Origin of the sequence: Polynucleobacter sp. (assembly GCF_018500155.2) — a bacterium.
In the GTDB taxonomy this organism is placed as follows: domain Bacteria; phylum Pseudomonadota; class Gammaproteobacteria; order Burkholderiales; family Burkholderiaceae; genus Polynucleobacter.
The window spans coordinates 66,612-77,268 of the sequence record NZ_JAHBAK020000026.1; the positions used below are offsets into that span (position 1 = coordinate 66,612).

The 10,657-nt window shown below is 46.7% G+C and carries 9 protein-coding genes; 6 read left to right on the forward strand and 3 right to left on the reverse strand.

The window, feature by feature from the left end:
• Positions 1 to 3 precede the first annotated feature (3 nt).
• Positions 4 to 2,070, reverse strand: a complete 2,067-nt coding sequence (gene recG / locus KIH43_RS03430; RefSeq protein ID WP_297717724.1) for an ATP-dependent DNA helicase RecG — start codon at positions 2,068 to 2,070, stop codon at positions 4 to 6.
• 30 nt (positions 2,071 to 2,100) lie between these two features.
• On the opposite strand from recG, the gene queA reads away from it, so the two are divergent.
• The 5 genes from queA to secF all read left to right on the forward strand — a co-directional run bounded on the left by queA (position 2,101) and on the right by secF (position 7,612).
• Entirely contained in the window at positions 2,101 to 3,135 is a 1,035-nt protein-coding gene (queA, locus tag KIH43_RS03435) for a tRNA preQ1(34) S-adenosylmethionine ribosyltransferase-isomerase QueA (RefSeq protein ID WP_297717727.1), read from the forward strand.
• Positions 3,132 to 4,289 (forward strand): tRNA guanosine(34) transglycosylase Tgt, encoded by a 1,158-nt coding sequence (tgt, locus tag KIH43_RS03440; protein WP_296968465.1) that lies wholly within the window; start codon positions 3,132 to 3,134, stop codon positions 4,287 to 4,289. The genes queA and tgt overlap by 4 nt, the downstream gene beginning before the upstream one ends.
• A gap of 133 nt (positions 4,290 to 4,422) precedes the next feature.
• Positions 4,423 to 4,749: a preprotein translocase subunit YajC gene (yajC, locus tag KIH43_RS03445; RefSeq protein WP_296968467.1), complete on the forward strand. Its 327-nt coding sequence runs from the start codon at positions 4,423 to 4,425 to the stop codon at positions 4,747 to 4,749.
• Positions 4,750 to 4,774: 25 nt separating this feature from the next.
• Positions 4,775 to 6,634 (forward strand): protein translocase subunit SecD, encoded by a 1,860-nt coding sequence (gene secD, locus KIH43_RS03450; RefSeq protein WP_296968469.1) that lies wholly within the window; start codon positions 4,775 to 4,777, stop codon positions 6,632 to 6,634.
• A 3-nt stretch (positions 6,635 to 6,637) separates the two neighbouring features.
• Complete coding sequence (secF, locus tag KIH43_RS03455) at positions 6,638 to 7,612, forward strand: protein translocase subunit SecF (protein ID WP_296968471.1); 975 nt, start codon at positions 6,638 to 6,640, stop codon at positions 7,610 to 7,612.
• A gap of 6 nt (positions 7,613 to 7,618) precedes the next feature.
• Here the strand turns inward: secF and KIH43_RS03460 are convergent, their stop codons facing one another.
• Positions 7,619 to 8,977 carry a 3-deoxy-D-manno-octulosonic acid transferase gene (locus KIH43_RS03460; protein WP_297717733.1) on the reverse strand — a complete coding sequence of 453 codons (1,359 nt, stop codon included), beginning with the start codon at positions 8,975 to 8,977 and terminating at the stop codon, positions 7,619 to 7,621.
• Positions 8,974 to 10,353: an adenylosuccinate lyase gene (gene purB, locus KIH43_RS03465; RefSeq protein ID WP_297717736.1), complete on the reverse strand. Its 1,380-nt coding sequence runs from the start codon at positions 10,351 to 10,353 to the stop codon at positions 8,974 to 8,976. Before purB ends, KIH43_RS03460 begins: the two co-directional genes overlap by 4 nt.
• A gap of 104 nt (positions 10,354 to 10,457) precedes the next feature.
• Here purB and KIH43_RS03470 point away from each other — a divergent pair.
• The coding region (locus tag KIH43_RS03470; protein ID WP_297717738.1) for a glutathione S-transferase N-terminal domain-containing protein at positions 10,458 to 10,657 on the forward strand (200 nt) is incomplete at its 3' end.

Below are 10,657 nucleotides of genomic sequence, written 5' to 3' on the forward strand. Positions count from 1 at the left end.
AAATTATGCCTTGAGAAACTCAGCTCTGGAGCCCAGCCATCGCTCTAGATGACGCTCCACAATATCTCCATGATCAGACAGCAATCGCTCGGCAGCCCGTTGAGCTAATTCAATTAACCAGGCATCTCGCTGCAAATCTACAAACCGCAACATCGCATCACCGGATTGTTTTGCCCCCAAAAGCTCGCCGGGGCCACGCAAAGACAAATCACGTTCCGCAATCACAAAACCATCTGCGGTTTCCCGCAATGTCTGTAAACGCTCTTTAGCAGCCATAGATAATGGCTCTGCATACATCAAAATACAGACAGAGTCTGCTGAACCTCGCCCTACACGGCCACGCAGCTGATGAATTTGAGCATAGCCAAAACGCTCTGCATGCTCTATGACCATCAGCGCCGCATTGGGAACGTCCACTCCTACTTCAATCACTGTGGTTGCTACTAACAACTGAATTTGATTCGCCTTAAATGCGGCCATGATGGCTGCTTTTTCTTCAGATTTCAATCGACCATGCACCAAGCCCACCTTAAATTCTGGCAAAGCCTGACTTAATTGTTCGAAGCTCTCTACCGCTGTTTGCAATTGCAAGGCTTCTGATTCTTCGATTAGCGGGCAAACCCAATATGCCTGTAATCCTCTAGATAGCCAGCTCTTAATCCCCTGGATGACCTCTTCTCGACGACTGGCCTTGACCACTTTAGTTGCTATTGGTTTACGACCGGGGGGCAATTGATCTATCACTGATACATCCAAGTCTGCGTAATAGGTCATTGCTAGTGTTCGTGGAATGGGGGTAGCAGACATCATTAATTGGTGGCAATAAAATAATTCAGAACCTACACGCTGCTGAATTTCTAAACGCTGGCGCACCCCAAAACGATGTTGCTCATCAATGACTGCCAATCCTAACTTGGCAAAATTGACATTTTCCTGAATGAGCGCATGCGTTCCAATGATGAGTTGCGCTTGACCGCTCTCAATCATTTCTTGTGCCGCTCTTTTTTCTTTTGCTTTTAGGCTACCCGATAACCAAGCCACTTGTACTCCTAATGGCTCGAACCATTCTTTCATTTTGAGATAGTGTTGCTCAGCCAAAATTTCTGTAGGCGCCATTACAGCTGCTTGATAGCCATACTCCATCGTGCGAGCGGCTGCTAACGCCGAGATAACCGTTTTGCCGCTACCAACGTCACCTTGAAGCAGTCGATTCATGGGGAACGGCAGAGATAAATCAGCCCCGATTTCTTCCCACACTCGCTGTTGTGCGACGGTTAATTGAAACGGTAATACCTTGAGTAATCTACTTTCCAGGCTATTACCGGCTGCAGGCTTTGCAAAGTGAGGAGCATGTCGTTCTCGACGGATCGCATGGGCACGTTTTAAAGAAATTTGCTGGGCGAGCAATTCTTCAAACTGCACCCGTCGCCACGCGGGATGCGTGCGCTCAAGTAAAGCTTGCGTATCTGCATCAGCGGGCGGCTGATGCAGATAGGTAATTGCAGACTGCAAGTTAGGCCAATCATGACTGGGCAGCAATTCATTCATTAGCGTTTTTGGCAAGAACTCTGCCAATGAATCTTGCAAACTAGGGTCACGTAGGGCTTGCGTTACCGCCTTGCGTATCGCCGCTTGAGATACGCCAGCACTAGCGGGATAGACTGGCGTCAAACTAGTAGGCAAAGGTGCATCTACCGCAACAGCTCGCACGGTTGGATGCACCATCTCAGGCCCCTGAAATCCTTCTCGCACTTCACCACGCACACGCAGATGCGTACCGACCGCCATCTGCTTTTGCTGACTGGGGTAAAAGTTTAAGAACCGCAACTGCAAAGTAGAGGTGTCATCCTCAATAGTGACCACCATTTGCCTTCTGGGTCTAAAAAGGACTTGATTGCGTATGACTACCCCCTGGGTCTGCACCGCATGAAATCGACCCTGATGAATACCATCCTCAATTGAATACAACTGTGTCTCGTCCTCATAACGAGATGGGAGATGCAAAGCAAGGGCCATGGGACTGTCTAATCCCATTTTTTTAAGTGTGTTTGGCGCTGGCTTGGTTGTCATCGTTAAAATCTAATCTCTGATGGTAATGCTATGCGACTCTCCGACTTTAATTACGACCTCCCAACCGAACTGATTGCCCAACATCCTCTGGCCAATAGAACAGATAGTCGGCTGTTGGAGGTGAAGTCTAATGGGGATCTACTAGATCATCAGTTTAAGGACATTCTTAACCTGATTAAACCAGGGGACTTATTGGTATTTAACGATACTAAAGTCATACCCGCTCGATTGCATGGGAAAAAAGAGACTGGTGGCATCGTCGAGCTGTTAATCGAGCGCATCAGCGGTGATAAACAAGCTTGGGTGCAAATACGAGCCTCAAAAGTACCCAAGACCGGCTCCATTGTTCACATTCATAACCAAGCAGGTGAAACTTTTCCAGTAAAAATGATCGGATACGATGGGCGTTTTTATGAGGTGCGCTTTCCTGAAAATGTATTTGCACTGCTAGAGCGTTTTGGTGAACTACCCCTTCCCCCTTATATTGAACATCAACCGGATGGTGAAGATGCAAAACGCTATCAGACTGTAGTAGCTAAAAATCCAGGTGCAGTTGCGGCTCCAACGGCAGGCCTACACTTTGATGAGCAGATTCTGGCCCAGCTGCATCAACTAGGCGCTCAAATTGCTACCGTCACTCTCCACGTGGGCGCGGGAACCTTTACTCCCGTGCGCGAGGAAGATCTTTCCAAACACAAAATGCATCATGAGTGGTTTTCAATTCCGCAAGCTACTCTTGATGCCATGAAAAAGACTCAAGATCAAGGCGGCAGAATTGTTGCAGTAGGCACTACCAGCCTGCGAGCACTAGAGAGCCATGCCTTAACGGGGCAGAAAAGTGGCGAAACCAATCTCTTCATTACACCTGGCTTTCAATTTAAGACTGTGAACTGTCTTTTAACGAATTTTCATCTCCCCAAATCTACCCTGTTAATGTTGGTCAGCGCCTTTGCGGGCATGGATAATATTCGCAATGCCTATCAATATGCTATTGCCCAGAAATATCGCTTCTTTAGCTATGGAGATGCCATGTTTCTTTGTCGACTAGAAAACACACATCTATGACCAAACCCGTTCACTTTCAAATTTTGACGCGCGATTCACAAAGCCCTGCGCGTCTCGGTCAGCTAGATTTACCTCACGGCACTTTACAAACACCTATCTTCATGCCTGTGGGTACTTATGGCACTGTCAAAGCCATGACGCCACGCGATCTTCATGAGGCTCAGGCACAAATCATTCTTGGCAACACATTTCATCTATGGCTGCGCCCTGGTTTAGAGGTGATTAAAAAACATGGTGGCTTGCATCGTTTTATGGGGTGGGATAAACCAATTCTTACTGACTCGGGTGGTTTTCAGGTATTTAGCTTGGGTGCATTAAGAAAAATTTCTGAGGAAGGCGTAACTTTTGCATCCCCCATCAATGGCGATAAGTTGTTTATGTCCCCTGAAGTCTCTATGGAAATTCAGGCGGTTCTCAATAGCGACATTGCCATGCAATTTGATGAATGCACACCCTATGAAACCAAAGGGCAGCCCACCTCTGAAAAGACTGCACGCGCCTCGCTAGAGATGTCATTACGCTGGGGTGATCGTTCACTCAAACGCTTCAGAGAACTTGAAACCGGTAATGGACTATTTGGAATTGTGCAGGGCGGTATGTTTGAGCATCTCCGAGAGTTTTCCTTAAATGCCGTTAGCCAACAAGGTTTTGATGGTATTGCGATTGGTGGTTTATCAGTGGGCGAACCTAAGCCTGAGTTCGAGCGCATTCTCCACTTCACCGCACCCAAGCTACCGGAACATATGCCTCATTACCTCATGGGCGTAGGCACTCCAGAAGACCTCATACTGGGTGTTAGCTTAGGCATAGATATGTTTGACTGTGTCATGCCTACGCGCAATGCTCGTAATGGTTGGCTATTTACGCGCTTTGGAGATCTGAAGCTGCGCAATTCTGGTTATAAGGACGATGATCGCCCACTTGACCCTACTTGTAGCTGCTATACCTGCCAAAATTTCACACGCTCTTACCTAAACCATCTTCAAAAGGCCAATGAGATCTTGGGTTCTCAACTCAATACTATTCACAACCTCTCTTACTACCTACAGCTCATGACTGAGGTCAGAGAAGCCTTAAGTAAAGACCGTTTTAGCGCTTATCGCGAGGAATTTCATGCGAATCGTCAGCGCGGGGTCGAGCCCGGCCAGGATTAATAGCCCTAGAGAGGGCAATCACCCCCTCAAATCCCCTTTAAAGCCCCATACCGTTTAGAATTGCGGGTTTACGGCTTTTGATTTGAAGCCTAAATACCTGCAGTTTCCAATTAGTCATTAACGGAGGTTTTGTATGTGGATTAGTAACGCTTTTGCTCAGGCTCCTGCCGCGGGCGCAGATGCTGGTGGCTTGATGAGTTTCTTGCCTTTAATTTTGATGTTTGCAGTCTTGTATTTCATCATGATTCGCCCTCAAATGAAGCGCCAAAAAGAAACGAAAGCAATGCTCGCCGCCCTTGCCGTTGGTGACGAAGTGCTCACTGTCGGTGGCATCTTTGGCAAAGTAACAGCTCTCAAAGATGATGTGGTCACTGTTGAGATTGCGGCTAACACACTAGTGCAATTACAAAAAGGCGCTATTACTACAGTATTGCCTAAAGGCACTCTGAAGTCTGCTTAATACATTTGTCTAAAAGTATCTCAACATGAATCGCTACCCACTCTGGAAATATATTGTTATCGCTGTTGCACTATTAATCGGCGGACTTTACTCATTACCGAATTTCTATGGTGAGGCACCAGCAGTTCAAGTGTCGTCTGCCAAACCAACCACCAAGGTTGATTTGGCGACGCAGTCTCGTGTTGAGAAAATTTTGGCAGATGCAGACATTAATAGCACCGGTGTGTTTTTTGAGAGCACGGGTAATGTTGGTTCTATCAAAGTACGGTTTAACAATACGGATATTCAGTTACGAGCACGTGATCTATTGCAACAAAAACTCAATATTGATCAGAACGACCCAAATTACACGGTTGCCCTAAACCTCCTATCGAATACACCTGCATGGTTAAGCGCTATCAATGCGTTGCCAATGCCACTTGGCTTGGACTTACGAGGCGGTGTTTACTTTCTCTTGCAAGTGGACATGAAAGGCGCTGTACAGAAAAAAATCACGTCTCTTGCAACCGATATTCGTGGCCAATTACGTGATAAAAACATTCGTCACCAGGGTATAGATCGAAGTACAGATTCAATCACTATTAACTTTGGCAGCAATGATGAAGCAGAAACTGCTCGTACACTTTTAAATACAGCACAACCTGACCTCACGTGGATCATCAAATCTAGCGGTGGTGGTGCAAAACTCTCTGGTGAATTTAAGCCCAAGGCATTAAAAGAGATTCAGGACAATGCTGTCAAACAAAACATCACCACCCTAAATAAGCGCGTGAACGAATTGGCAGTGAAAGAGCCTGTGATTCAACAACAGGGTGCTGAACGAATCGTAGTTCAACTTCCTGGCGTGCAAGATACTGCTCGTGCTAAAGACATTATTGGACGTACCGCTACGCTTGAAGCGCGCTTAGCCGATCCTTTAATTTCTACTATTGCGGTTGGAGAAACTCCCCCGCCAGGCACTGACGCATTCCGCTTTGGTGAAAACCGTCTGGGTGTATTTAAAAAATCGGTGATCTTTAGCGGCGATCGCATTACCGATGCAAGCGCAGGCTTTGACCAAAACCAACGCCCTGCCGTGAACATTTCTTTGGATGCCGCTGGTGGTCGGGTCATGCAAGAAGTCACCCGTGAAAATATTGGCAAGCCCATGGGCATGATTTTGTTTGAAAAAGGCAAGGGGGAAGTTCTGACGATTGCCACCATTCAAAGCGAATTTGGCTCTAAATTCCAAATTACTGGCCAACCCACGACTGAGAGCGCGAATGACCTTGCACTCTTATTACGTGCTGGCTCATTAGCCGCCCCAATGGAGATTATCGAAGAGCGCGCAATTGGCCCAAGCTTGGGAGCAGAGAATATTGAAAAAGGTTTCAAATCATTGCTCATCGGATTTGCTGCCATTTCGATTTTCATGATTGCCTACTATCTATTGTTCGGCACTTTTTCTGTAGTTGCATTAGCTGTGAACTTATTGCTGCTCATTTCTGTGCTATCGATGTTGCAAGCCACCCTCACTTTGCCTGGTATTGCAGCGATGGCGCTTGCGCTTGGTATGGCGATTGACTCTAACGTTTTAATTAATGAACGGATACGCGAAGAGCTTCGTAATGGCTCCTCTCCGCAAACTGCCATTGCAGTCGGCTTTGATAAAGCATGGGCAACCATCTTGGACTCCAACGTAACTACTTTGATTGCAGGTTTAGCGCTCTTAGCATTTGGCTCTGGTCCTATTAAGGGCTTTGCAGTAGTGCACTGTTTGGGTATTTTGACCTCAATGTTCTCGGCTGTTTTCTTCTCTCGCGGTCTTGTCAACCTCTGGTACGGCAGACATAAGAAGATTCAAAAACTCGCGATCGGCCAAGTCTGGCGCCCACAGGAGAAATAAGCCATGGAATTTTTCAGAATCAAAAAAGATATTCCATTTATGCGCCATGCATTGGTGCTGAACGTAATTTCTTTAGTCACTTTTTTAGCAGCAGTCTTTTTCCTTTGGCACAACGGCCTTCATCTCTCGATCGAATTTACGGGTGGTACCGTAATGGAGGTGACCTACCCACAAACTGCGCCTCTAGACTCTATTCGCTCTAAAGTTGAAAAATTAGGCTACACAGATACCCAAATTCAGAATTTTGGTAGCTCTCGCGATGTCATGATTCGCTTGCCTTTGCAAAAAGATGCGCAAGGCAAACTGATTTCTTCGGCTGACCAAAGCAATGCAGTCATGCAAGCGCTTGACCCTGCGGCAACTGGTGTCAAACTACAGCGAGTTGAATTTGTAGGTCCACAAGTCGGGCAAGAATTAGCGATCGATGGCCTGAAAGCGCTGATCTTTGTCGTGATTGGCATTGTGCTGTACCTTTCCTTCCGTTTTGAGTGGAAATTTGCGGTAGCGGGCATCATTGCTAACCTACATGACGTAGTTATCATCTTGGGCTTTTTTGCCTTTTTCCATTGGGAGTTTTCACTTTCCGTTTTGGCTGCCATTCTGGCAGTGCTTGGCTACTCAGTAAACGAATCTGTCGTGATCTTTGACCGTATTCGCGAGAACTTCCGCAAATATCGCAAGATGAACACTCGCGAAATTATTGATAACGCGATTACCAGCACAATTAGCCGTACCGTGATTACTCACGGCAGTACAGAGATGATGGTTCTCGCAATGCTGATTTTTGGTGGTCCAACACTGTTTTACTTTGCTTTGGCACTCACCATTGGAATTTTGTTTGGTATCTATTCTTCCGTGTTCGTGGCGGCCGCACTTGCCATGTGGCTTGGTGTTACACGCGAGGATTTGGTCAAGGGCGACAAAAAACCAGATGACAATGCTCGCAATGATGACCCTAATTACGGGGCAAGGGTCTAAATTTTGTTAGCGTGAAGGCAGTTGTTGGTCAAGGGCGGCTAAGATTCTTCGCGTCGCACCTTGATGCTCATTAGAATAGGTTTTTGCAGCATGAGCCATCTTTTCTAACTCAGCCGTATTTAGCAATAGCGCTTTTAAAGACTCCATTAACGCAATCGTCTCGCCTAGGAGTGCGTCTCCCTTGAGGCGCTTTGCCGCTCCCATCGCGATAGCGTCTAAAGCTGCTTGCTGAAAGTTATAGGTGTATTCACCCAATAATACGGGACAACCAGCGGCACATGCTTCAATGAGATTTTGTCCGCCGAAGGGCAATAGACTTCCACCCATGACGACTAAATTCGATGCACTGTAGTACATCGGCATCTCGCCCATGGAGTCGCCCAAAAGAACTTGTAATTCACTATTATCTTTAGGAATGCCATCCCATTCAGAGCGGCGACGGAATCTAAAACCAGCCTCCTGTATGAGACTAGCCACCCCAGTAAAACGCTCGGGATGACGAGGCACGATGCAAAGCAGGGGCTGTACAGCAAAAGCATGATTTAAGAGTAAATCATTCCATGCCCTAAGAATGATTTCTTCTTCACCGTCGCGCGTACTAGCAGCACAAACCATTAGGCGCTGACTGTTTTGCAGTGTCTCTTGCCACGCTTTACCTTGTTCAACCAATCGAGGATCAAGGGGCACATCAAACTTGAGGTTGCCCGTAATGACAACATTTCGAACACCTAAACTGCGGTAGCGCTGAGCATCAAATTCTGTTTGCGCCAATATGCCGGAAAATGCTTGGAATAAGGCTCTACCAGCCCCACCAAAAAGACCTACACGACGTGCGCTTCTCTCTGATAGGCGCGCATTGACCAAAAAGAGTGGCAAGCCTAATTCAGCACACCGAAATACTACAGTTGGCCAAGCTTCTGTTTCCATAAAAAGGCCAAACTTAGGAGCAAATGTTTTTAAGAAATGCTCAACACACCAACAAAGGTCGTACGGCAAATACACCTGTCGAATTTGTCCACTGGCGATTGCCTCACCAAAAAGTTGTTTGCCAGTTCTACGACCATTTAAGGTCATGTGGGTCAATAATATGGATTGACCACGCGCAAGATAGGCTTCAATAATGGGCTGTGCCGCCCGTGTCTCACCCACAGAGACCGCATGAATCCACACGGCTCCTTTAGTAATAGGTTTTGCGTAACCAAATCCCAAACGCTCCGGTATGTGATGCATGTAGGCAAAAGAATGACGTGCTCGCCAAGCAAGGCGCACAAATGCCAACGGCAACAGCAGGTGCCAAAGTAATTGGTAAACCGCAAACCAGAATCGGGGCCTAGCCCCGTATTCTGCATGAGAGCTCACACTCACTTTTTCAGACGTTCGGTCAATTCGACCGCCTTACCAAGATACGAACTAGGCGTCATTTCTAGCAGGCGTGCCTTCGCATCTTCAGGAATCTTTAAGCCGCGAATAAAGTTTTGCAAATCCGCTTGATTGATACCTTTGCCTCTTGTGAGTTCTTTCAACTGCTCGTAAGGATTTTCAATGCCGTAACGACGCATCACAGTTTGCACAGGCTCAGCCAATACTTCCCAACAATCATCTAAATCGGCTGCAATCGCTGCATGATTCACTTCAAGCTTGCCAAGACCACGTAGTGCGCTGTCATAGGCTAAAACGCTGTGGCCAAATGCTGGGCCTAAATTACGCAGCACTGTTGAGTCAGTCAAATCACGCTGCCAACGAGAAATTGGTAACTTTTCTGCTAAATGACGCAACAACGCATTAGCAACGCCCAAGTTACCTTCAGAGTTTTCAAAATCAATAGGGTTCACTTTATGTGGCATCGTAGAAGAACCAATCTCGCCCGCTTTAGTGCGCTGCTTAAAGTAGCCCACTGAGATATAGCCCCAGAAGTCACGATCCATATCTAGCAAAATAGTGTTGGCGCGAGCAATTGCATCAAATAACTGTGCCATGCCATCGTGCGGCTCAATCTGAATCGTATAAGGATTAAAGGTCAGTCCAAGGCGCTTCTCAACTACGCCCTTTGAAAAGCTTTCCCAATCAAAGTCAGGGTAAGCAGACATATGTGCGTTGTAGTTACCTACTGCTCCGTTCATTTTGCCCAGTAGCGGTACAGCAGCAATGGATTCAATTGCGCGTTCTAAACGTTTAGCAATATTGGCGATTTCTTTACCCAAGGTACTGGGTGAAGCAGGTTGACCATGCGTGCGAGATAACAAAGGAACTTTGGCATTCTCAATGGCTAATTTTGTTAACACAGCATGCACTTTTCGCAATTGCGGTAATAGCACTTCATCGCGTGCACCACGCAACATCAAACCATGCGAAGTGTTATTGATGTCTTCAGACGTACAAGCAAAATGAATGAACTCGCTGGCTTTTAATAAATCCGGTCTGCCAGCTACTTTTTCTTTTAAAAAATACTCAACAGCTTTTACATCGTGATTGGTAACGGCTTCGATGTCTTTAATACGCTGCGCATCTGCATCAGAAAAATTGTCTGGTAGCGAGAGTAAAAAAGCTTCATCGGCTGCACTGATTTTTGGCATATCCGGTAAACCTGCTGCCGCAAGCGCTAATAGCCAATGAATTTCTACAAACACACGTTGGCGCATAAATGCTGCTTCAGACAACCAAGGACGTAATGCGTCCAGCTTACCGGCATAGCGGCCGTCTAGAGGGGAAAGAGCGTTGAGGGTAGATAGCGGCTGACTCACAAATATGGCCTTTATTTTGGGGATAAGGTATTTCAATAAAACCTAATTTTAATGCGTTCTAGGGCCAAGCAAGCCTCAGTTTTGATGGCTATACTATGTGCACTATGAAACTCATCGGATCCCTCACCAGCCCCTACGTACGCAAGGTACGCGTCCTTTTTTTGGAAAAAAAGCTAGAAGTTGACCTGGAATTGGACAACGTCTGGGCAGCAGACAGCAAAATCAGCAATTCCAACCCCCTAGGCAAGGTCCCCTGCCTCATTTTGGATGATGGTGAGGCGATTTATGACTCTCGCGTCATCGT

Bases quoted from the DNA above. Each gene is read 5' to 3' on its own strand.
- recG (WP_297717724.1), bottom strand. From the start codon at position 2,070: ATGACAACCAAGCCAGCGCCAAACACACTTAAAAAAATGGGATTAGAC.
- queA (WP_297717727.1), top strand. From the start codon at position 2,101: ATGCGACTCTCCGACTTTAATTACGACCTCCCAACCGAACTGATTGCC.
- tgt (WP_296968465.1), top strand. From the start codon at position 3,132: ATGACCAAACCCGTTCACTTTCAAATTTTGACGCGCGATTCACAAAGC.
- yajC (WP_296968467.1), top strand. From the start codon at position 4,423: ATGTGGATTAGTAACGCTTTTGCTCAGGCTCCTGCCGCGGGCGCAGAT.
- secD (WP_296968469.1), top strand. From the start codon at position 4,775: ATGAATCGCTACCCACTCTGGAAATATATTGTTATCGCTGTTGCACTA.
- secF (WP_296968471.1), top strand. From the start codon at position 6,638: ATGGAATTTTTCAGAATCAAAAAAGATATTCCATTTATGCGCCATGCA.